The following is a 23009-nucleotide window of genomic DNA, read 5'->3' on the forward strand; positions in this document are numbered from 1 at the left end:
ACGGGAGGGATGATGACCGTCATCATCGGAATGGATCCGCACAAACGCTCGGCCACCATCGACATCATCGACACCACCGGTCGTGTCCTGACTGGCGGCCGGTATGCCACCGACACCGCCGGATACAACGAAATGCTCTCCGCGGGACGAAAGTTCACCGATCGCGTCTGGGCCATCGAGGGCTGCAACGGCATCGGCCGCCACCTGGCGCACCGGCTGGTCCACGACGGCGAGACGGTGATCGACGTGCCCGCGAAACTCTCCGCGCAGGTGCGGGTCTTCGCCACCGGCAACGGCCGCAAAACCGACCCCGTCGACGCCCACTCGGTCGCCTTGGCCGCCCTGCACGCACCGAACCTGCGACGGGTCGAAGCCGACCCGGAACTGGTCGCCCTGGGCATGCTCGCCGATCGTCGCGACGAACTGGGCCGGGCCCGCACCGAGACCTTGTGCCGGTTACATCGCCTGCTGCTGGAACTGATCCCCGGTGGCGCCAAACAGTTCCTCACCGCTGCCCAGGCCCGCGCGCTCATCAAACCGATCCAGCCGCTGGACGCGGCCGCCCGGGTCCGGCTGCGCCTGGTCACCGAGCTGATCGAGGATCTGGAAACCATCGACCGCAAGACCAAGTCCGCCGACAAGGAGTTGCGGGCGCTGGTCCTCGAACGCGGGTCGACCCTGATGGATCTGCACGGCATCGGGCCTTCCGGCGCGGCACGGCTTCTGGCCGATACCGGCGACATCGGTCGCTTCGCCACCCGGGACCGGTTCGCGTCCTGGTACGGCACCGCACCACTGGACGCCTCCTCCGGCGATCAGCAGCGGCATCGGCTCTCACGCGCCGGCAACCGCAAGATCAACCGGGTCCTGCACATCATGGCGATCGTCCAACTCCGCAACCGCACCGCCGGCCGCGTCTACTACAACGCCCGCAGAGCCGGCGGGAAGACCTCGATGGAAACGTTGCGCGCGCTCAAACGCCGCCTGTCCAACACCGTCTACACCCGGATGCTCGCCGATCAGCAACGCCGCGAATTAGCAGGCCCGGGAGGGCAATCGGGGACGACTCCTGACTCCAGCGTGACCGGCTCCAACCCGCACACCGGCCCTTCGGACAAGCCACATCCCGGACCCACCCACAAGGCTAGCTCCGCACCTACACCAGCGTCTTGACATAGAGGGGTGCCAGTAGCGGATGTTCAGCCGGCCTCGGTTCGGCACGGCCAGTTGATCTTCCGATGCCCGGCGCTGGCCGGTTCGGTCAGCGTGGTATGCGGCAGAATAGTGCGCTCAGCACTGGCCGGTTCTCCGGTGGACTCGGCTACCAGCTGCTCGTCCTGTCGTGGTCGCCCATTACCGTTGTCGCAGTACCGGACCAGCACCTGGGGTAACGACACCTTCGTCCGCCTTCGCGTGGAGATGCAGCGAACCGATCCGCCGTAAAGGGGAAGCGCGTGGATGACCTGCTGGAGATCGCCGCGGCTCTCCTGCCTGGTGTCCGCCTCGATCGCGCCGTCCTCGCGGCCAACGGCAACATCCATGACGTGCTGCTGATCCCCGATGTCGCCGCCGTCCGGGTCAGCAAGCGACCGTTGGCTGCTGCCGCGATGCCACAGCGGGTGGAAGTGCTTCGTTGGTTGGCCCGCGCGGGCCTGCCGTTTCGGGTTCCGGAGCCGTTGACCTCTGTCGCCATGTTCGGCGACCGGGCCGCTGTTGCTGTCTCGTGGATCGACGGCGCAGCTCTGCCTGAAGGTGTCGGCTCCGTCGGCCAGATCGCCGAGGTGCTGTCGGCTGTCCGCTCCGTGCCTCTCGACAGTGATCTGTTGGCCGTGCTCGACAGCCGAACTCAGGGCCGCCACTGGTCGGAGATCATCATCGCGGACATCGTTCCCCGCCTACCGGTCCGGTGGCAGCCCGAGGTCCTGCGTCGGCTCGACGCCGCCCTAACCCTGGAACCGGTCCCCGATGCCTTGGTGCACGGCGACCTCTGTGGCCCCAACGTCCACTGGTCGACCGACGGTAGGTTGCTCGGCATCCTCGACTGGGACCTGGCCATGCCCGGCGACCCTGCCCTCGACGTGGCGATGATGGCCTGGCACGGGTGGGACACCGTCCGCCGTGCCGTCCCCACCGAAATGTTTCACCGCGCCCGCATCTGGGACGACCTTCTCGGTGTCGGTCATCTCGTCGCGTGTATGAACGGCCGCCCCATGACCAACCCCGACAGCTTCGTCCAGGCCGTCGTGCCGTGGCTGGAGTCAGAAGCGAACCGCCACCCCGAACGCTTCGCGTAGCCGCACCGTACCTCGGTGCGGCTACCGCCCCGCCTGCCTGCCCGGCTGACCATCCTCGAATACCGGACAGTTGAATACGGCCCTTCGCTGTTATCTGACGCCGTTACTGCCACTGCTGACTCGTTGACCGCACGAAAGCTCTTTGATCGCACGAAAATCGGCATCAGCGCGCACTGCCGGCGGCCGTACGGCGCTCTGCCCGTTGATCTTCCGATGCCCCGCGCTGGCCGGTTCGGTCAGCGCGCCACGCGGCAAGAGCCGATGTTCGCTGGGTTCGGACGTAGGGTGAGGTCTCGTGGAGTCAGAGAGCAAGCTCGAGAACTTACGGTCAGTGCTCTCGTGCGTTTTCGAGAAGCTCGAAGCCGAGAGCCTCACCGAGCCCGACCGGGTCGAGCTGGTGGCGCGCGCCGAGGCGGTTCAAGACCAGATCGACGCGATCGAGGATGTCATCGCCGACGAGGAGCTCGTATGCACGCGGACTGCGCCCGTGCCGGAGCATTCGAGTGATCGACTGTTCTGAATTGCGGAACTTCGCGCAGAAGATCAACGTCCCGAGATGACCTCAGGACTTTGATCTTCCGAGGGGCCATGTAGTCGATTCGGACCGCGCTGGAAGCGGCAGTAGCGGCTGTTCAGACGGCGAGTCGGGTTCGACGGTCGACCTCGTTCTCGAGTGCTGCCCAGGTCTTGAAGAAGTCCCGCCTAATCCGCTTGCCGAAGTAGAACCGGAACAGTACCTCGAACGGCCCGGTGACCCGCACGGTTTTGACGCAGCGGACGCGTCCGTCACCGAGATCCTCGAACAGGTTCTCGCCCACCAGTTTTCCACCGGGCAGCACACTCTGCGAACCCCACCGAGATAGCGGTTCCACCATCGTGATGACCCAATCGGCCCCCGGCCCGCCCCGGGGCTTGGACCACCCGGTCGTTCCCGGTGCGAAAGCCCCATCCAGCCGGGCCGCCTGCTCGTGCGGATCCCACGCGGGTCGATTCTCGACATCGGTGGCCGTCGCCCACACGCAGGCCAGATCCCCGCGGATCACCGTTTCGGCCGAAATCTCGTACACCTCGAGCACTCCCATCATGTTGTCGCAACAACAATAAAATGTTGTTGCGACAACATGCAACAGGTGCGCTGGAATCGGCAATAGCGGACGTTCTGTACCGCAACAGGTTCCGGGCGCCGGCGCCCCGCGCCGGCCGGTTCTGTCAACGCGAAATGTGCCAATGCAGGACGTTGGGTGCCGAGTAGTCGACCGCCGGGCGACTGATTCCCGTGCACTGATGGACGCGCACCATTCGGCGGTCCGCCGCCTTACTGTCGGTGCTGTTGCCGCCCCACGTGTTGGTGTGTGCTCGATGGTTGCGCGATAGGCTTTGGAGGTGCCGGTCAGGGTGGATGGCACCGAAGCTGTGTCGGATATTCAGGTGTGGTTGTCGATCGTCGCGTGGGGCCACACCTCGGGGATTCGCGTTCCGGGGTATCGATGTGGTGCATGAGTCCCTCGAGCATCTGATCATCGATCCGGCAGAACGGAGCCGCACGGCGCTCGCTGCGGCGGTATCCCGGTTCGAGCAGGCGTGGGCGGCGTCGGGGTGTCCTCCTGACCTGTCGGCGTACCTGCCCGACGCCGATACCGAGCGGCGTGCGGTGCTGGTGGAACTGATCAAGGTCGACCTCGAGAACAGGTGGGTTCGGCATCACTTTCCCAAGCGCCTGGCCGAGTATTGCGAGCAGTACGCCGAGCTGCGGAGCGGCCCACTTCCGGCGGACCTGGTGTACGAGGAATACCACGCCCTGCGTCGCGGCTCGCGGCCGGTCGCGGGGGAGGAGCCGACCGAACCCGGGGCTACCGAGTCCGCGGCCGCGGGGATCGGCCGGGCTCCGGTCCAGTTGGACACCACCGGATATCGCAGCACGATGGTTGCTCGCCCGAGCGCGCAGGTCGCTCTGGGGGCGATCAATCCGGGGGACCGGGTCGGGGACTTCGACCTGCTGACGATGATCGGGGAGGGTGCGTTCGCCCGGGTGTATCTCGCGCGGCAACGCTCGATGCAGCGGCTGGTCGCGGTGAAGATCTCGCACAACCACGGTACCGAGCCGGAGACCCTGGCCCAGTTGGACCACGAGTACATTGTGCGGATCTTCGACCAGCGACTGATCGCCGATGGCGAGCTCAAGCTGCTGTATATGCAGTACCTGCCGGGCGGCACGCTGCTCGATGTGCTGAATCGGCTGCGGTCGACCCCGGTTGATGCCCGCAGTGGGCGGGTGCTGCTCGATGCCGTGGACGGGGTACTCGAGGACAAGGGCGAGGTTCGTGCCACCGATTCGGCGGTGCGGGCCCGGATCGCGGCGATGACGTGGCCGGAAACGGTTGCCTGGCTGGGGCGTCGACTCGCCGACGCGCTCGGGCACGCCGCCGGGCGCGGGGTGCTGCATCGCGATATCAAACCGGCGAACGTGCTGCTGAGCGCCGACGGCATACCCAAGCTCGCCGATTTCAATGTCAGCTTCAGTCGGCAGATCCGGGGGACCAGCCCGCTGGCGTACTTCGGCGGATCGCTGGCCTACATGTCACCCGAACAGCTCGAAGCGTGTCATCCGGAGCTGCCGGCGACGGCTGCCGACCTCGACACGCGCAGCGACATCTACGCGTTGGCCGTCATGCTGTGGGCGTTGCTCACCGGCCGCGTCCCGTTCGCCGACGAGGAGTTCGCCGGCATGTCGGAGACATCGCTGGGTCGCATGCTCGAACTACGCCGCCGGCCCATCGATCCGCAGTACCTGTCCGAGGTTCCCTCCGATTGTCCTGCGGCGCTGCGGCAGGTGCTGCTGACCTGCCTGTCGCCGGATCGCGAGTCCCGGTATGGCAGCGGGTCGGAATTGGCGCTGCAGTTCGATCTGTGCCTCGACGAGCGGGCCCGTGACCTCGTCTATCCACCGGAGAACAGTTGGCGGGCACGGCTTTCGCGCCATCCCGTCCCGATCCTGTGGCTTATCGCGTTGGTCGGCGTCGGACCGGCGTTGGTCTACCTGTACGGGCAGAGCTTGCAGTTCGGCAGAGGGAGCCCGTCGGGGGCCGTCCACTCGGAGCTCATCCAGGCCTCGAACACTTTCCATCTGATCGCCTGGCCGCTGGCCATCGTGAGCTGGGTCTACCTGTGCCGACATCTGATCGCGGTGCCCCGCGGCCTGCGCAAGGGCAGACGCTACGACGAGGCGACGCTGGCCCGCGTCCGATCACGCACCCTGTTCTGGGCCGACTTCGACGTGATGTTCACCCTGGTGTTCTGGATGATCGGCGCGGGGGTGTGGGTGGCCCTGCTCGGCGAGATAGCCGCTCGTCCGCCGCGGCTGTTGGCCCATGCGGCGATGCTGGTGCTGGTGTGCGGCGCGATCGCGGTCTCCTACATGTTCTTCCTGCAGACGTTCTACATCGTCCGCTGCGTCTACCCGATCTACCTGCGCCATGGGCACACGACCGTTCGCGATGCCGCCCACCTCCGGGCACTGCACCGACGAAGCATTGTCTACCTCGGCATCGCCGCATCGGTGCCCCTGGTCGCCGTGCTGACCGGGTTCCTCTACCTCGAGCCGGACGAGCGCGTCCGCATCACGAATTCGGTGCTGTGGTTGTGCGGGATCACCGGGCTCGCGTTCGTGGCCACCTATTGGCTGTTCCGAAAACTGGACGCGGACCTACGAGCCCTCGAATGGGTCGTCGAGAAGCGCTCGGGTGTCGAGATCGCATGAGCACTCCCAGCCGATGCTAGGAGGCCAGTCCGGCCATGCCGCGCTCGATCGCCGCGACGATCTGCGGGCGTAGCTCGGCCGTGGCGATGATCGAGTGCACCGAACCGACCTCGCGGGCGCGGGCGATGGTGTGGATCGCCTCGAACTCGGGGTTTAAGGAACATCGGCGCGAAAAGTAGCTCTAAATTAGAGCCGGATCCCGCAGAGATGGGCTGCCAGGCGATTCCGTCGCGCGAAGGTCTCGCCCACGCGAGCGACTCCGGAATTAATCTGCGGTAGCACGGTGGATTGATAGCCAAACCGCTTAGCGTGACTTTTCGCGGATCTGTCCCTCGATCCCGCAACAGCCGATACCAAGAGCCCGAGCAAGACGCGACATTCGCAGTAGCGGACGTTCCGCCAGCCTCGGATGGGCACGGCCAGTTGATCTTCCGATGCCCGGCGCTGGCCGGTTCGGTCAGCACGGTATGCGGCACGAGCGGACGTTCCGGTCAATCTCGAGGCGCCAGCGAAGTCGGCTCGCTGGATGGCGACGGCAGCAACGGCGAGGTGATCGCCGGCAGTGGCACGACTTGCGCATCTTCACCCTCGTCCGGATCCCGCTTTGACTGGGCGAATATGAACCCGACCACCAATAGCATCACAACGATCGCCGACATGATTTGCCATCGCCCGCTGTACAGGTGCTGCTTCAGTGTTGCGGTTCCGCTACCTTCCCTCCCATCGGGTGCTGTGCAGGGAGTGGCGGTCTCAGTCCGGCGACGGATGGGATTCGAGCTCGGCGAGATACGTGGCGGCGGTGTTGGCTTCGGGCACGCGGAGGCGGCGATAGATGTCGACGGCGGTGCGCAGGTCGGTCACGGCCGAGGCAGTGTCGCCGAGGCTGGCCCGACTGCGGGCGGCGCCGTGCAGGGCGCGGGCCTGTTCGAGATGGCTTCCGATTTTTCGGGCTAACCCGAGCGCATCGGTGAAGGCTGTCAACGCTTCGATCGGTTCACCGGCGTCGAGCGAGGCCGTCCCGATCTCATTGAGCACGCGGGCTTCCCCAGGGCGGTTGCCGATCTCCCGCAACACGGCCAGGGCCTGCCGGGAAAGGTCTGCCGCCTGCACGTAGTCCCCGGTCAAACGGCGCACACCGGCGAGGTTGGTGAGGGCGTTGCCTTCTCCGAGGCGTTCGCCGCTCTCCCGGTAGAGGGTCAGGGCCTGCTGGTACAGGACGATGGACTGGTCGTAATCACCGGATGCCATGCGCACGGCGCCGAGGCTGGTGAGAGTGTTGCCTTCTCCTGGGCGGTTGCCGATCTCCCGAAATAGGGTCAGGGCCTGTTGGTGCAGGTCTGCGGCCTGTACGTAGTGCCCGGTCGCCATGCACACGCTGCCGAGGTCGGTTAAAGCGTGGGCTTCCCCGAGGCGGTTGTCGATCTCCTGAAACACGGCCAGGGCCTGCCTGGAAAGGTCTGCGGCCTGCGCGTAGTCTCCGGTCGCCCTGAGCGCGACGCCGAGGTTGGTGAGGGCGTTGCCTTCTCCGAGGCGTTCGCCGCTCTCCCCGTAGAGGGTCAGGGCCTGCCGATACAGGACGATTGACTGGTCGTAGTCACCGGTGAATTGGCGCACGATGGCGAGGTCGATGAGGGCGTTGCCTTCCCCGAGGCGGTTGTCGATCTCTCGGTAGAGGTCCAGGGCCTGCTCGTGCAGATCGATGGCCTGGCCGTAGTGCCCAGTCCTCCACAGCACGCCGCCGAGGTTGGTGAGGGCGTTGGCGTAGGCGAGCCGGTCACCGAGGCGTTCGGCCTCGTGTGCGGCGCGCCGGTGCAGGCGCCGGGCCAGCGGCCAGGGCCCTTCCCGCTGCAACAGTCCGGCCATCACGTCGGTCAATGCGACCATCCGGGCAGGATCGTGGCTAGTGGTGTAGTCCAGGCAGGCCAGCAGGTTGGCGCGTTCGGCACGCATCCACGCCAACGCCAGATTCTCGTCCCCGAACTCCCGTACCCCGACACCGCCGGTCTCGACTGTCGGTGTCCTGGGGACGGGACGGGTGTGGCGTCCCAGCCACCGGTCGGCATTGGTGGCGCCATGCTGGTAATAATCCAGTAGCCGAGCCACTGCCTTGTTGTTGGCCTCTGCCGGGTCGGTGACAGTGAGGGTATGGGCGTAGTCGCGCAGCAGGTCGTGCAGCCGATAGCGCCCCGGTATGGTCTCCTCGATCAGGTGATCGGTGTAGAGCATGTCCAACTCGCGCCGGGCGGTCATGGCCGCGATATCGGCCAGCGCCGCCGCCGCACCAGTGTCGGTGTCGGGTCCAGGATGCAGGCCCAGGCGACGGAACAGTCGCTGCCGCTCGACTGGAAGGTCGCGGTACGACAGGTCGAACGCGGCCCGCACAGCCCGCTGCCCAGCCTCCAGTTCACTGAGGCGATCTGTCGCGCTGGTGAATTCGGCGGCCATTTGTTCGATGGTCCAGGCAGGGTGATGGGCGAAGCGCGCGGCCAGCAGCACGATCGCCAACGGCAGAAACCCGCACGACCGGGTAATCCGATCGACCGCCGCCCTCTCCATATCGGAGGCTGGTGTGCGGCGGGCAACGGTAATGAACAGCGCGGCGGCCGGATCGGGATCGAGGATATCTAACGGTACCGGCATCGCGTGATCCACCGCGACCAGACGGCGGCGGCTGGTGACCAGGGTCAGACATTCGAGTCCGGAGGGGATCAGGGGCGCGATCTGATCGGCGTCCACCGCGTCGTCGAGCACTATCAATACCCGTTTGTCGGTAAGCCGGTCGCGCCAAAGGTTGCGGAGCCCTTCCAGAGTGTCGGGCAGGAATTGGGGGTCGATCCCGAGGTCGGTGAGCAGACGGGCGAGCACGTCGGCGGGATTGGCGGGGGCCTGCCCCTGGGTGTGAGCATGCAGCTCGACGAAATAGCGGCCGTCGGGAAACAGTTCGGCCAGCTGGTGAGCGGCGTGGACGGCGAGAGTGGTTTTGCCGATGCCGGGCATTCCGTCGATGGTGTGGATCGACACGAGCCGCCCCTTACTCGCCGCTGCTACGATCCGCCTCAATTCGCTGTCACGGCCCAGGAATGTGCGCGGACCGACCGGAAGGGTACTGACCACAGTTGGGCGCGGAGGCGGGGTCGCTTGCTGCACAGTGACATTGGCGTCGCCGCCGGCCTGGACCATCAGGTTGTGGTCCCCGCCGATGGTCGCCCGCTGTTCAATTCGGGGGACCGGATCGACGTGACGATCGATGTCCTCGGAGGTGTCGTCGTCGCTCGGCTCGTCCGCAGGATCAGTCACGACGTGGGTGCCGGGGCTGTTGCTTGACGTTGGCGTCGCGGCCGGCCTGCACAGTGGTGTTCCGGTTGCCTTTCACTTCGGCGGTCTGGGTGATCGCCGCGACGGTGCTCTGGTCTCCGACGCTCAACCGCGGGAGGAGGTCATCGCTCAGGAGTTGTTCGAGTCCCCCACGTAGATCAGGGTTTTCGTTCAGTAGCCGGTGCAGCCGTAGCCGCCACGCGCCAGTCAACGCTTCCTGTGTCGAGGTGTCGTCGCCAGCAGCGACCGCGTCGGAGCGCAGCTCGTCGAGGTCCTTGCCTACCTGGTCGGCCTGCTCGGGCCGGGCCTTGCGCCACCAGCGCACGACGGCCTCCTTGGCCGTGTTCCAGGTTTCGGTGGCCATCACCTTCACCAACGCGGTCCCGACCGCCATCACGATGGGATCCACCGATCCGCCTCCTTCAGGCTCCGCCACACGAGTCGAATAATCGTAGATCCAAGGCCCCCAGCGTGATACCCGAACCAACACCCGAACAGCAGCAGGGCATACAAGAACACGCCATTTGTCGCCGCGAGTCATCGGTGTCATTTGCCTAGGCATTCGGAAACGATCGCTCGCTTACCAGATATGCCGGGTCGGTCAGGCATCATCGGAGCCTGCTATCCCGACCCCTCGCAGACTCGCTCATCGGCATCACCGTGCACTGACGACCTTGGTCAGCGGGCTCAGAGGGCCTCTGTCCGTTGATCTTCCACGCACCCATGCCGGCCGGTGCGATCGCCGTCGATCGGAGCCAGTGCTCGCTGAGCGGCCGTGTACTGTCGGCGCATGCAAGTGCGTCGTCGGAGGTTGGACCGCGCGGGCTGAGATGATCTGAGAGAGTTGAATTTCCACTGGCCCCGCCTGTCGGGGCGGGTACTGGTACGGGTGGATTCCTGATGGCGGGCCGAACTGTATTACGCCTGTTGGTCGATGAGCCGCAGGCCGTGCGTCAGGTCTGTTCCCGAATCCTGGATGTCACGTGGACGCCAGAATCGCACTCCTGGAAGGATCTCCGGACATATATCGTGCGAACGCTGTCGAACTCGACCCTTACTGCGTGGTCGCCTCCGGCATTTCAGCCCGGATTGTCGGCGTGGGTGAGGGTTTCCCACATGGAGAACATGTCCAGCCCGGCCGGGCGTTGCTTGTCGGTGAGGTGCTCGGTGTCGGGGAGGTCCAGGTGCATTCGGTTGTGCAGGGCGTTGTAGGCGACTTCGGTGACCGGGCCGAGTTCGCGTTGTAACTGCCCTTCGCAGAGCCAGGTCGGCATCGGTTGGCCGAGTTGGTATTTCGAATGCAGTTCGAGGGCGGCGCGGAGGCGGTCGGCTACTTGGGGGTAGAGGTCGTGTTGTTGGATGCGGCTGGTTTCGGCGATGTGGGCGATCGCTGACAGGCCGTATCCGGTGTGCGCGAAGTCGCGGCAGGTTTCCTGTGCGACGCCATCGACGAGCGTCGATTGGCCCCACCAGTATTTGGTGATCTGATCCGGGGTGGAGGCGTGGGTGCGGACCGAGATCCGCGGTTGTGGACCGTCCGAGGTGAGGTAGATATAGGCGGGGACACGATCGAGGTACATCGTTGCCGCCGTGTCGTAGGCGTGGTGATCTTCGAGGAAGACGCCGATGCCCTGGGTGGCCTCGATCATCGACAATTCCCAGTTGCCGTTCGACGTGGAGCCGGTGATTACCTTGGGCAGGTATACGTTTCGCAGCAGGTCCTGGAATCGAGCCAGATCCGGCCAGCTGCCGGAATAGGTGTAGCGGACGATCTCGGCCGCGCGGGTCCACACCGAGGCCGCCCATCCACTCTGTAGCGGGGCGTTGCTGCCGGTGTGATCGGTGAGCGTCGCCGACCACGCATCCATGACCTGAATCGACTTCCGCGCATAGCGCTCGTCACCGGTCAGATACCACGCCAGTGCGCTGGTGTAGGCGGCGTCGGCGTCGCGCCGCTCATCACTGCACCCGTTGTCGGGGTGGTCGTAGGGTCCGCAATCAACTACTGCCCGCGGCTTCGCCACGTACCCGAGGCCCGCGTACTGGCTCGCCATCATCGCGTCGAAGGCCGCCTTCCATGGCTGCGCCTGCGCCCGCACCTGCTGCCGCACGAAATCCAGCTGCCCCCGCGAGTCCAACACTCCCGGATGCACGAACCCCGCGGCGCCGGCGACAACGCTCGACGTCGTCGCCGGATGTGATGTCCCCGAGGGAGATCCGCATCCGAGGAGCGAGCCGACGATCACAACGACAGTCAGCGCCAGCCGGGGGGACCGGACCTGACTATTGACACGAGACGACCTCACCTCATCCCCAATCAGGGCAGCATTCAACACAATTCGGCCGTTCGGGTCCCGGTGGGCACGCCTGGATCGACCACGAAGACAGTACACCCGGGTCGCCTCGGGCCCACGGTGAACGACCGTGCCCGGCCCTCGTGCCCCGCGGGTGACCCTCGGTCGCGATCGCCACCGGCTCGGACACTTCGCCGTGCCGCTCATCGGGAATCGTCGATCGTGTGCTTTCCGGCGTGTGCAAATATTTCGCAATGGCTGGTGGAACGCATATGTGGCCGGTTGTCGACCTGGCCGATCTGCTCGATGTCCTCGATCTGACCGAGGTCGGGGCGGGTCGGTTCCGTGCTCGCAATGTCACCTCGACGCTGCCGACGACGCTCGGGAGTCAGACGCTCGCGCAGGCCGTGGTTGCCGCGGAGCGGACGGTGCCGCACATGGCCGTGCAGTCGCTGCACGGTGTCTTTCCGCGCGGTGGGTATGCCGATCGGGACGTCGATGTGGCGGTCGAGGTGGTGCAGTCGGGGCGGGCGCTGGCGACGGTCCAGGTGTCGTTCTCCCAGGAGGGGCGCGAGCACGCGCGGGTGCTGTCGATGCTCAGCGCCGAGGAGCCGGACTTCCTCAGCCACGGTGCGCACCTGACCGAGGGGCTGCCGGGGCCGGAGGAGTGCGAAGAGCTGCCGTGTGCGCTGTTGCCCTGGGAGGTACGGACATTCGGCGGAGCGGACGCGCTCGCGGCCGAACTGTCGGGACCGCCGGCCCTGGATGTGTGGATGCGCTGCGACAAGGCGCCGGATCTGCCCGGCCTTGGTCGCGCGTTGCTGGCGCACGGCAGCGAGGGCTTCCTGGGACCGGTCGCGATGCGCCCGTACCCGAAATCCGAGATCGCGCGCCGCGGCGGCCGCGGCGCGGCCGCGATGCTCGCCCAGACCGTCACCTTCCATCGGCCGTTCACGATGCACGACTGGCTGCTGCTGCACTGCGAGAGCCCCTTCGCCGGTGGCAGCCGGATGTACGGTCGCATCCAGATCTTCACCCAGGCCGGTGATCTGGTGGCGTCCGTTTCCGCCCAGGGCCTGATGCGCCAGGCCGGCTGACCAGCCGCGTCGAGCCTGCGGCCATGACCTGGGCCCACCCTGCGTCACCGAGGTGAGGCCGCCGGGTTTGTAGCCTGGACGGGGTGGATGCTGTGGACTTCGGTGACGAGCCCGATGCGGGGTGGGATTTCGCGGGTCCGGACGATGCCGGATGGCCGGGCGGCGCGATGATCGGTTATCGCGATATGGGCAGGGCCGGACTGGACCTCCGGGTTGCCGGGACGACGGCGGTCACCCTCGTGATCGGCTTCGGTGCCAGCGCGGTGCTTGTCGACGATGTCGCCGGCCGGCGAACTCTCGACGGGTTCGCCGCAGGGCTTGCCCTCTCGGCCATGCGAGTTCGCAGCGAACGAGCCGCATGTATCGAGATTCGCCTGTCGCCGACACAGGCGTACTCCCTGTTGGGTCTTCCCCCAATCGATTTGGGCTGCGGCGCTGTCGCGCTGGAGGATCTCTGGGGACCGCGGGTTCGGGTACTGCGCGAGCAGCTCGCCTCCGCCCCGGCGTGGGACGAGCGTTTCGCGCTGACGAAATCGTTTCTGGCACAGTGCGACAACCCGAATCGGTCGCCGGACCCGGAGGTGCTGGAGGCCTGGTTTCGAATCGAGTCCGCGCACGGCCGGTTGCGGATCGGTGAACTCGCCCGATCGCTCGGCTGGAGTCACAAGCGGCTGGGGTCGAGGTTCGAGTCCCAGATCGGACTCACTCCCAAGCGGGCGGCGATGCTTGCCCGATTCCGGTATGCCGTCGACAAACTGATGGCGGGCCGGCCCGCCGCCGACGTTGCGGCCGAGTGCGGGTACACCGATCAGGCTCACCTGTGCCGGGATGTGTCGATCTTCGCGAACGACACCCCGAGGGCTCTCACCGCACACTATCTGCCCGCCATCGCCCGGCACCGGTACCGGGCCTGGGGAGAATTTTTCCAATACCGGGCCGGGTAGCCCGGCCGATAGTGGTGGCCACCGACATCGACAACGAGAGGACACGTGTCGTGACCACCACCCTCGATTCCACGCAGCTGCAGGCCGCCCTGGATGCCGTCCACCGTGCGGGCATGCCGGGAATCTTCGCGGAAGTCCGCGCCGGTGACCAGATCTGGTGTGGCGCAGCCGGAGTCGCCGACGTCGCAACCGGACGACCCGTCACCAGCGATATGCGCCACCGCGTCGGCAGCATTACCAAGACGTTCACCGCCGCCGCCGTACTGCGGCAGGTCGACAACGGTGAGATCGAGCTCGACGCACCGATCGGCCGCTATCTGCCCCGTCTGGTTCCCGGGGATCGGGGCGCGGAGATCACGGTACGGATGTTGCTCAACCACACCAGCGGCCTCGCCGAATACCTGCCCCATGCCTATCCGTCACTCGCGGCCTTTCCGGACCTGGCGAGGACGACGCCGGACAGCCTGGACGACAACCGATTCACCCGCTTCCACCCGACCGAGCTGATCGAGATGGGTGTCTCGGCGCCGGCCACCGGAGCCCCGGGTGGCACCCCCGGGATCTACTCGAACACCAATTACCTTCTGCTGTGCGAACTTCTGGAGTCGGTCACCGGCACCTCGGCCGAGAAGTACATCACCGCAGACATCATCGAGCGTGCCGGGCTGCGCGATACCGAACTCCCGGCCGGACCGCACATCGACGGGCCTCACTCCCTGCACTACGAATCGTGGTTCGGCATGATCGAACCGCCGCGCGACTACAGCGTTTTCGACATGTCGTGGGTCGGACCGGCGGCGTCACTGATCTCCACCGTCACGGACCTGAACCACTTCTTCGGCCTACTGCTGGCCGGTGAAATCATCAGCCGCCCGGCCCTGGCGGAGATGCAGCGCACCGTTTCGGTTATCTCCTTCGAGGGAAAGACCCTCGACTACGGTCTCGGCCTCCAAACGCTGCCGGCCCCCGGCCCCGCCACCTTCTGGGGCCACGACGGCTCCGTCTGGGGTGGCGGCGCACTCTCGATGGCCAGTGTCGACGGCACCCGTCAACTGTCCGCCGCCGTGAACCTCCAACGCTGGAACCGTCCCGCCATCGCGCCGCAGCCCCATCCCATCGACGCTGCCCTGCAAGCCTTTATCCACCAGGCGCTCGCGTAGCAGCGTGTCCCGCAGCGACAGAATCCGCCTGACTTGGTGAGCGAGCACATTTCTAGACCAGTGTCTGGAATGTGGTCCATTTCATATGGTAGCGTCACCCGCGCACAGATCGAGGTTGATCACACGGCCGTGGGGAGGGGGTCGGCGCGCGGCGTCCGACTTGCCCTCGAGGGTTGAAAGACCGGTCGTACGAGGAGGTTCGATGTCGGCGGCTGAGATGCCGGTGCGGCCGGATGCCGAGGGGATGACCGTGGCGGGGGTAGTGCGCCGGAACTTCGCCGAGACCGTGCTGTCGAGCCTGGCCACGCTGGGGCGTGCGTTGCGGATCGGCGCCGGCGCGATCCGCATCGGTGTCATCGATGTCGTGCGGCTGCGCTTCCAAGTGCACGAAACGCTCACGCAGGCTTGGTTTTTGATCCGGGTGACCGCCATTCCGAGCGTGCTGATGGCGATTCCGTTCGGGGTCATCGTCTCCGCGCAGGTCGGCAATATCGTCTCGCAGCTGGGCGCCGACTCGATGATCGGCGCGGCCGGTGGGCTCGGGGTGATCAAGCAGGGTGCGCCGATGGCCACTGCGATGCTGCTCGGTGGTGCGGGTGCGGCCGCGATCGCGGCCGATCTCGGGGCGCGGACCATTCGCGAGGAGGTCGATGCCATGCGGGTCATGGGCGTGGATCCCATTCAGCGCCTGGTCGTTCCGCGCATCGCCGCGATGATGCTGGTCGCCCCGCTGCTCAATGTGCTGATCGTGTGCATCGGCATCGCCTCGGGGTTCGCCGTGGCGGTGGCCGCGCTCGATGTCACTCCGGGCAGCTACTGGCAGTCGTTCGGCGCCTTCACCACGCCCATCGACATCTGGGTGTCGCTGGCCAAGGCCCTGATCTTCGGGCTGCTGGTGGTGGTGATCGCCTGTCAGCGCGGGCTCGAGGCGAAGGGCGGCCCGCGCGGTGTCGCCGACGGGGTGAATGCCGCGGTCGTGATGTCGGTGGCGGCGGTCGCGGTGCTGAACACCGCGATCACACAGGTGGTCACCATGTTCTTCCCGGTGAGGATGGCGTGATGGCGGCGTCCTACCTCCCGGCCGGATTGCGGTGGGCCCGCCGTGGTCTCGCGCATCCGCTGCGCCCGATCGAATCCCTCGGTTTCGCACTGGGTTTCGGCTGGCAGGTGCTCGCGTCGCTGCCGTACACGCTGGTCCACTACCGGCGCGAGACGATCGCGGTGATCACCGACATGACCTGGGGGCGCGGCTCGGTGATCATCGGTGGCGGTGTGGTGCCGCTGATGCTGCTGCTGGGTGCGGCGATGGGCGCGTCCATCGGCATCGAGGCCTTCAGCGCCCTGAATCTGCTGTCCCTCGGCCAGCTCAGCGGCCTCATCTCGGCGTTCGGGGTGACGCGCGAGCTCGCGCCGATCGCCGCGGGCGTCGGCTTCGCGGCGCAGGCCGGGTGCCGGATGACCGCGGAGATCGGCTCGATGCGCATCTCCGAGGAGATCGACGCGCTCGAATCGCTCGGCATCCGGTCGGTGCCGTTCGTGGTGACCACCCGGGTCGTCGCCGGAATCGTCGCCGTCGCACCGGCATTCGTCGTCGCCCTGATACTCAGCTACTTCTCGTGCGAGGTGATCGTGACCACCGTCCACAGCACGCCCTCGGGCACCTACAACCATTACTTCGATCAGTTCGTGGCCGGCTGGGACGTGATCGCCGCGACCATCAAGGTGATGCTGTTCGCGGTGGCGGTCGTGCTGATCCACTGCTATCAAGGATTTTTCGCCACCGGCGGGCCCGAGGGCGTCGGGATCGGCTCGGGGCGCGCGATCCGGGCGAGCCTGGTGTCGATCATCGCCCTCGACATGGTCGCCACCATCGTGCTGTGGGGATTCCGCTCGCCCATCTCCTTCACCGGGTGACGCCATGCCACCTTATGCACTGCCCGGAACCGAAGTCGGCCCGCGCCGGGCGCGGATATTCGGCGTGTGTGCGCTCGTGCTCGCCGTGTGCACCGGTGTCGGCTGGCGAGCGTGGCCGGAGCCGGCATCGGCCGGCGAGATCCATGTGGCGTTGGTGGTGAACGAGGTCGGTGCGGGCGTCGGGCCAGGGACCGATGTGCGGCTCGATGGCGTGCGTGTCGGATCGGTCGGCGCCATCGACGTCGCCGGGCGTGGTCGCCAGCGAATCATGCTGAGCCTGACCGGTTCTCAGCTGTTCGGCCTCACCGACGCGGTGACCGTCGACTACGCGCCGGGCAACCTGTTCGGTATCAGCGCTCTGGACCTGCACTCGGCTCCGGGCGGCACGGTGCTCGCCGACGGCATGACCGTCGATCTGACCGGGGCGGCCGATCGGGTCCGGGACGCGACACTGGCGACCCTGCTGAAGTCCACCGGCAAGCTCACAGGGGCCGTGCTCACACCGCAACTGACCGAGCTGCTGCGCACCGCCGCGCACGATCTCAGCGCGTTCACCCCGCTGTTGCAGGCCATCGGCGCCACCGCCCGGGCGTTCGCCGAAACCCAGCAGCTGCCACCGTCGCTGCTGTTCGACCGATTCGGTTCGGCACTGGCGGGAGTGCCGCCCATGCTGACCGGCGGTCTGGCGGTCCTGGAGGCGAGCTATGTGAACAAGCAGCTCGCCTCCCCGGAACAGCTGGCCCGATTCGGCGCCATGTTCTCCGGAATCCGCACCGACCTGCTGCCCACGGCCACGACCCTGCTCGGCACCTCGCAGCGCTACTTCTCCGGCCTGTTGCCCATCGGCACAACGATTCTCGACCAGGTGTCCGCGTCGATCAGCACGCCGGACCACACCGCGAGCGAGCTCACCGAACTGCTCACCCGGCTCGGCGCGGCGTTCCACGACACACCGGACGGACCGGTGCTGGACGCAGCCGTGGAACTGACGGGCGTGCCCGGCTTGGCGACGCCGCTCGCGGCGGTCCTCGGCTCGCACCCGGTGACGGGAGGCCGCTGATGTCCACCCGTGCCCTGCTGCTGCGCGTGGCCCTCGCAACAGCGCTGATGGGTGTGGTGCTGGCGGGCGTGTTCCGCGTCGTCGAACGACCCGTCAGCGGCGAAACCGATTCCTACACAGCACTGTTCACCGACGCGAACGGTCTGCGCCCCGGTGACGACGTGCGCCTCTACGGCGTTCAGGTCGGCAAGGTCGGCGACGTCGGCCTGGACGGCACGCTGGCGCGGGTGCGGTTCACCGTCACCCGCGCCCACCCGCTGTTCGCCAACAGCAAGATCGCCATCCGGTACCAGAACCTCACCGGATTCCGCTATCTCGACATCGAACAGCCGGATCGGCCCGGCGCACACCGGAATCCGGCGATGGTCTTCGACACCGCGGAGACCGTCCCCGCCTTCGACATCACGACCCTGTTCAAGGGTCTGCAACCGGTACTGGCGCAACTGTCACCGGAAGACCTGAACCAGTTCGGCGCCGGCATGCTCGCCGTCATCGAGGGTGACGGGACCGGGCTCGGACCGGCGCTGGGGGCCATCGAGAAACTGAGCCACTACGCCTCGGACCGGCAGGCGGTGCTCTCGACCCTGGTGGCCAACCTGTCGCAGATCTCCGATCACCTCGGCGGCAAATCGGGCAATGCGATGAAACTGCTGACGAATCTCACCGACCTGTTCGTCACCATCAGCGACAAGCTGCCCGGTCTGGTCAGCTTCTCCGACCAGATTCCCCCGGTGCTGCAACCACTTCGGAGCATGCTGACGGTGCTGGGCGTCACCGGCGCCCCCGACCGCGACCTGGACGCCGCGCTGAAACAGGCGTTCCCGGATCCTCGGGAGGCGGTAGCGGTCTTCGACCGCCTGCCCGGCCTGATCCAGGCGATGACGGCGGCCGTCCCGGCGACCGGCCCGGATGCCACCATGACCTGCTCACACGGCGCTGCCACCGCGCCCGAACCCCTGCGCATGCTGATCGCCGGACAAAGGATCGTCCTATGCCACAGGTGATTTCGTGGCGGCGACGCACGCCGCGCGACCCGCACCGCACGCCGGTGGGAGAGTCCGCCCGCGACCTGCGGTGGGGGATCGCCGGCATCTGCGCCGCGGTCGTGCTGGTGATCGCGATCAGCGCCGTCTACATCTCCGGGACCTCCCCGGAGCGAACCTATACGGCGGAGATGACCCAGGCCGGTGCCGTCCGGCCCGGCGACGATGTCCGTATCGCGGGCATTCCGGTCGGCAAGGTGAAGTCGCTGACCCTGCTGGCGGATCGGGTCCGCATGGAGTTCACCGTCTCGGAGCGGGCGTTCCTCGGCGATCAGACCACCCTCGACATCCGCATGCTGACGGTCGTCGGCGGCTACTACGTCGCGGTCGAACCCGCCGGGGGCAAGCCACTCGGGTCGTCGGTGATACCGCCTGATCGAGTCATCGTGCCCTACAACCTCACTCGGGCTTTCCAGGACGCGATACAACCGGTGCAGCGGATCGACGGCGACGTCCTGCGGCAGGATCTCGCCGCCGTGGGACAGTCGATCGGCGCGAACCCGGACTCGGTCCGTGCCGCTGTCCGTGCGGCCGGGGATCTGGTGGGGGTTCTGGACAAGCAGAACGCCGCCATCTCCCGCACCCTGTCGCTCGCCGACGAGTATCTGACCGCGCTGAACCAGAATTCGGATGTCGTGGCGCGGCTGTTGACCACGCTGGGCACCCTCGAGACGATCGTCCAGAACAACAAGGTGCAGGTGGCTCAGGCGCTGCGGGATCTGGCGGCGGTGCTGCGCGATCTGACCCCGTTGGGCCGGGTGTGGGACGAGTCGCTGAAACAGCGTGCGCAACCGCTCGCCGACGCGATCCCGAAGCTGTCGGAACTCGGCGGCCGGCTGGGCGCACTGGTGGATTCCCTGCGCGGCTTCGAACAACGTCTGTTTCCGCTGCTGCCCGCCACCGGCGGCGTGAGCGTCGACCAGTCCGCCGCCACGCTCGCGGTCGCGGCGGTGTGCGTACCCGTTCCGGGAGGGGGATGTTGATGATGAAGATAATCCTGGCCTCGCGCGGGCTGATGTCGGCCACGGTGGTCGTCACCCTCGTGCTGGCCGCCGTCATCGGCCTGAAATTGAGCCGACCGCATCCGCAGCTGCGTGGCTACTGCGCCGACATGCCCGACAGCATCGGCCTTTACCAGGGCAGCGCGGTCACCATCATGGGCGTGCCGGTCGGCCGGGTCACCGACATCCAGCCCGACGGCACCTCGGCGCGGGTGCGATTCGAGATACGGGCGGATCGCAAGCTGCCAGCGGAGGTGGGGGCGGTCACGGTCAGCGACACCCTGGTCGCCGATCGGAAGCTGGCGCTCATCGGCGCCGAACCGGCGGGCCCCGGCTGGGACGCAGACCACTGCATCACCAAAACCCTCACGCCCAAGAGCCTTTCGGAGACATTCGCGGCCCTCGCGGGTCTGGTGGACAAGCTCGACGGCACTCGGGACCCGAGTCAGCGCACCGCCCTCGCCGACGGGCTGGACGCGCTGGACAATGCCACCGCCGGCACCGGCGAACAGATCAACGCCACCCTCCTCGCACTGTCCCGGGCGCTGCAGGCGCCCGATGCGGCGATCGGCCATCTCGGCAAGCTGCTGGACGCGCTCACCGAACTGGCGCATCGCGCCCGCGGCGGATGGAATCGGGTGCAGGACAGCGTGACCGGCTTGCCGCAGACCTTCGGTGATATCGACACGATCGCGTTCCCGCCCATCATCGATCTCGTCGCCGCGCTGGCGGAGGTCCTGCCGCAGGCCAACGACGCGCTCATGATGCTGGGTTCGCCCGCGCTGCGCGCACTGGACTCGATCCCCGACCTGCCGCACCTGATCGCGTCCGGGGTCGGCTCGCTGGCGGACGTGATCCGGATGGCGCCCGCGGTGGCGAACGGGTTCGCGAGCGCTGTCGACCCGGTCTCCGGCAAGCCGACCATCGGCTACGCGCCGCCGAAACTCGTGCTCGCGCAACAGGACACGGATCAGATCTGCACCGCCGTGCGGACACTCACCGGGCAGGGGTGCCAGAACTCCGGCGGCGTGGTGACGGTGCCCGCCCTGCCCGTGCTGCTGGCTGCGGCGGGCGCGCGATGACGGCCGGGCGCGCAGGCAAGGCGTCACGCCGCATGGTGCGGTCGGTGGTCGCAGCTCTCACCGTGGCTTCCGCCGCCGGATGCGGCTTCCAGCCCGCGGACCTGCCCGTCCCCGGCGCCGGCGTGGGTGGCCCGACCTATGCGCTGCGGGTCGAATTCGCCAATGTGCTCAATCTTCCCCAGGGCGCCAAGGTGATCGCCGACGGCGTCCGGGTGGGACAGCTGACCCGGGTGACGCTCGTCGACCCGGTGGCCGCCGCTGCGGCCCGGCCCGCCCGGCGGGGATACGCCATCGCCGACATCGCGATCCGGACCTCGGTGCGACTGCCGGTGGGCACCACCGCGGAACTGCGGCAGGACACCCCGCTCGGCGATGTGCACATCGCGCTCACCGAACCGGCCACGCCGGCCGGGGGCGAGCTGGCGGCGGGCGCGACGATCCCGCTCGCGGACACCACACAATCGGCCTCCATCGAGGACATCCTCGCGGGGCTGTCCACATTCGTGGGCAGCGGTGCGGTGTCGGATATGCAGAGCATCGTCCGCCAGGCGAACGCGATACTCCCCAGGGATCCGGCGGACACGGCGCGCATCGCCGGAATCCTGGGCGCGGATCTGTCGGATCTGGGTGATCACCTGGGTTCGATCGACGCGGTGCTCGACGGCCTGCAGGCGACGGTGGATGACGGATTGCAGAAGAACGCACCCGTGTTCGACGATCTGCTCACCCCGTACGGCGTGCAGCACACCACCGACGCGGTGAACGCGGAGATCGGCGTGATCTTCGTGCTCACCTCGCTGGACCCGCTCGCACCCGCGGCGAAATGGCTTGCGCCGCTGCTGCAATCGCTCGACGGCAGTGTGCGGGCGGTGGTGCCCGTGCTCTTCGGTGCGCACCCGCTCGACACCGATTCCCCGTCCACTATGAAGCGGCTGGTGGATCTCATCCAGAACCGGATCATTCCCTTCGTCGACCGAGGCCCGAAGATCGACATGGTCCAGGTCGCCGTCGACCCCGCCGTTGGTTCCGCGATGTCACCCGATGAGCAGACCGGCCGGATTTTCGACACCCTCCGGATGATCGGTGTGGTCCGATGAATCTGCGTGCGACGGTGTCGCTCTCGGCGATCGCCGCGGTGCTGGTCCTCGGTGTCGGCTACATGTCGGTGGGCGTCGTGCACCTGGATCGGCGGCGGTCGTTCATCGTCGCCGAGATGCATCTGTCCGATTCGGGTGGTGTGGTGCCGAATACGCCGGTCCTGCTGTCGGGCATCCAGGTGGGGCGCGCCGAGTCGGTCCGCAAGCAGCCTGCCGGTGTGCTGGTTCGGCTGCGCATCGACGACCGGTACCGCATCCCCGTGGCCAGCGATGTGCGCATCGAACAGCTGTCGGCGCTGGGTGAGCCCTACATCGAATTCGCGCCCGGCACCGCCGCCGGGCCGTATCTCCAGAATGGCCAGATCATCGCGGCCGACCGGATCAGGACGCCGTTGACGATCACGGCTCTGTCCACTCGGGTGGTGGAACTACTGAATCAGGTTCATCCCGAGTCGATTTCGCGCCTGGTCGGCACCTTCGACACCGCGCTGGCCGGAACGGACGCGGCCGTGCAGACCCTGCAGCGATCGACGACTCTGCTCGCCGCCGCGCTGCTCGGCCGCACCGCCGCCCTGCGGCAGCTGTTCGCCGACATACAGGCAATCGGCGGCAATATGGAGTGGCTCGGTCCCTCGCTCGCCGATGCCGGGCCCAAGTTCGGCGAATTCGGCATCACCCTGAACCAGATCGTCGCCTCGGGCTCATTGCTGGCCGAAAGCCGGCCGGTCCCCGACTATTTCACCGGCGACGGGCTCGTCCCGTTCCTCACCGATCTGAACGCGCTGCTGGACAAGATCGGTCCCGCCATCGCGCCGCTGGCGCCGGTGCTCGAACCGATGCGTGACGCGGTCGGTCGCGCACCCGCCATCGATATCAGCGCGCTGATCGACCAGGCCCTGCAGGGCGTCGGCGAGGACGGCGCAGTGCATCTCCGGATCGCCATCAAATGAA

General features: G+C 67.1%; 20 protein-coding genes. 16 read left to right on the top strand and 4 right to left on the bottom strand.

All coding sequences use genetic code 11. The features are described from left to right. Positions 1-12 precede the first annotated feature (12 nt). The 3 genes from ACFXIV_RS22845 to ACFXIV_RS22855 all read left to right on the top strand — a co-directional run bounded on the left by ACFXIV_RS22845 (position 13) and on the right by ACFXIV_RS22855 (position 2814). Positions 13-1173 carry an IS110 family transposase gene (locus ACFXIV_RS22845; protein WP_379395974.1) on the top strand — a complete coding sequence of 387 codons (1161 nt, stop codon included), beginning with the start codon at positions 13-15 and terminating at the stop codon, positions 1171-1173. Positions 1174-1454: 281 nt separating this feature from the next. Next, the gene (locus tag ACFXIV_RS22850) at positions 1455-2294 is read left to right on the top strand and encodes a phosphotransferase family protein (RefSeq protein ID WP_379395972.1); all 840 of its coding nucleotides are present in this window, start codon (positions 1455-1457) and stop codon (positions 2292-2294) included. Between the two features lie 295 nt (positions 2295-2589). After that, a complete protein-coding gene (locus tag ACFXIV_RS22855) occupies positions 2590-2814 on the top strand; it encodes a hypothetical protein (RefSeq protein ID WP_379395970.1) in 225 nt (74 codons plus the stop codon). 112 nt (positions 2815-2926) lie between these two features. On the opposite strand, the gene ACFXIV_RS22860 is transcribed toward ACFXIV_RS22855, so the two are convergent. Beyond that, positions 2927-3370, bottom strand: coding sequence for an SRPBCC family protein (locus ACFXIV_RS22860; protein ID WP_379395968.1), 444 nt, complete (start codon positions 3368-3370; stop codon positions 2927-2929). A 413-nt stretch (positions 3371-3783) separates the two neighbouring features. Here ACFXIV_RS22860 and ACFXIV_RS22865 point away from each other — a divergent pair, with 413 nt between their 5' ends. Both ACFXIV_RS22865 and ACFXIV_RS22870 read left to right on the top strand, forming a co-directional pair. Beyond that, complete coding sequence (locus ACFXIV_RS22865) at positions 3784-6051, top strand: serine/threonine-protein kinase (RefSeq protein ID WP_379421323.1); 2268 nt, start codon at positions 3784-3786, stop codon at positions 6049-6051. A gap of 35 nt (positions 6052-6086) precedes the next feature. Further along, positions 6087-6230, top strand: coding sequence for a hypothetical protein (locus ACFXIV_RS22870; protein ID WP_379395964.1), 144 nt, complete (start codon positions 6087-6089; stop codon positions 6228-6230). Between the two features lie 571 nt (positions 6231-6801). Here the strand turns inward: ACFXIV_RS22870 and ACFXIV_RS22875 are convergent. The 3 genes from ACFXIV_RS22875 to ACFXIV_RS22885 form a co-directional block, all read right to left on the bottom strand. Continuing rightward, positions 6802-9231: an ATP-binding protein gene (locus ACFXIV_RS22875; RefSeq protein ID WP_379396457.1), complete on the bottom strand. Its 2430-nt coding sequence runs from the start codon at positions 9229-9231 to the stop codon at positions 6802-6804. Between the two features lie 109 nt (positions 9232-9340). Next, entirely contained in the window at positions 9341-9775 is a 435-nt protein-coding gene (locus ACFXIV_RS22880; RefSeq protein ID WP_379395962.1) for a hypothetical protein, read from the bottom strand. A 670-nt stretch (positions 9776-10445) separates the two neighbouring features. Continuing rightward, positions 10446-11507 (bottom strand): alginate lyase family protein, encoded by a 1062-nt coding sequence (locus tag ACFXIV_RS22885; protein ID WP_379395961.1) that lies wholly within the window; start codon positions 11505-11507, stop codon positions 10446-10448. A 407-nt stretch (positions 11508-11914) separates the two neighbouring features. On the opposite strand from ACFXIV_RS22885, the gene ACFXIV_RS22890 reads away from it, so the two are divergent. From ACFXIV_RS22890 to ACFXIV_RS22940, 11 genes are all read left to right on the top strand, one after another. After that, positions 11915-12757 carry an acyl-CoA thioesterase gene (locus ACFXIV_RS22890; protein WP_379395959.1) on the top strand — a complete coding sequence of 281 codons (843 nt, stop codon included), beginning with the start codon at positions 11915-11917 and terminating at the stop codon, positions 12755-12757. Positions 12758-12840: 83 nt separating this feature from the next. Continuing rightward, positions 12841-13701 carry a helix-turn-helix domain-containing protein gene (locus tag ACFXIV_RS22895; RefSeq protein WP_379395957.1) on the top strand — a complete coding sequence of 287 codons (861 nt, stop codon included), beginning with the start codon at positions 12841-12843 and terminating at the stop codon, positions 13699-13701. 50 nt (positions 13702-13751) lie between these two features. Next, a complete protein-coding gene (locus tag ACFXIV_RS22900; protein ID WP_379395956.1) occupies positions 13752-14861 on the top strand; it encodes a serine hydrolase domain-containing protein in 1110 nt (369 codons plus the stop codon). A gap of 202 nt (positions 14862-15063) precedes the next feature. After that, a complete protein-coding gene (locus ACFXIV_RS22905; protein WP_379395954.1) occupies positions 15064-15921 on the top strand; it encodes an MlaE family ABC transporter permease in 858 nt (285 codons plus the stop codon). Further along, positions 15918-16775, top strand: coding sequence for an ABC transporter permease (locus ACFXIV_RS22910; RefSeq protein ID WP_379395952.1), 858 nt, complete (start codon positions 15918-15920; stop codon positions 16773-16775). The genes ACFXIV_RS22905 and ACFXIV_RS22910 overlap by 4 nt, the downstream gene beginning before the upstream one ends. Positions 16776-16779: 4 nt before the next feature. Next, positions 16780-17835, top strand: coding sequence for a mammalian cell entry protein (locus tag ACFXIV_RS22915; protein ID WP_379395950.1), 1056 nt, complete (start codon positions 16780-16782; stop codon positions 17833-17835). Next, the gene (locus ACFXIV_RS22920; RefSeq protein ID WP_379395948.1) at positions 17835-18839 is read left to right on the top strand and encodes an MlaD family protein; all 1005 of its coding nucleotides are present in this window, start codon (positions 17835-17837) and stop codon (positions 18837-18839) included. Before ACFXIV_RS22915 ends, ACFXIV_RS22920 begins: the two co-directional genes overlap by 1 nt. Beyond that, positions 18827-19861, top strand: a complete 1035-nt coding sequence (locus ACFXIV_RS22925; protein WP_379395946.1) for an MlaD family protein — start codon at positions 18827-18829, stop codon at positions 19859-19861. The genes ACFXIV_RS22920 and ACFXIV_RS22925 overlap by 13 nt, the downstream gene beginning before the upstream one ends. Next, entirely contained in the window at positions 19861-20961 is a 1101-nt protein-coding gene (locus tag ACFXIV_RS22930; RefSeq protein WP_379395944.1) for an MlaD family protein, read from the top strand. Before ACFXIV_RS22925 ends, ACFXIV_RS22930 begins: the two co-directional genes overlap by 1 nt. A 44-nt stretch (positions 20962-21005) precedes the next feature. Next, positions 21006-22058: an MlaD family protein gene (locus ACFXIV_RS22935; RefSeq protein ID WP_379395942.1), complete on the top strand. Its 1053-nt coding sequence runs from the start codon at positions 21006-21008 to the stop codon at positions 22056-22058. Further along, positions 22055-23008, top strand: a complete 954-nt coding sequence (locus ACFXIV_RS22940; protein WP_379395940.1) for an MlaD family protein — start codon at positions 22055-22057, stop codon at positions 23006-23008. The genes ACFXIV_RS22935 and ACFXIV_RS22940 overlap by 4 nt, the downstream gene beginning before the upstream one ends. Position 23009 lies beyond the last annotated feature (1 nt).

The organism is Nocardia sp. NPDC059236, assembly GCF_042754085.1.
In the GTDB taxonomy this organism is placed as follows: Bacteria; Actinomycetota; Actinomycetes; order Mycobacteriales; family Mycobacteriaceae; genus Nocardia.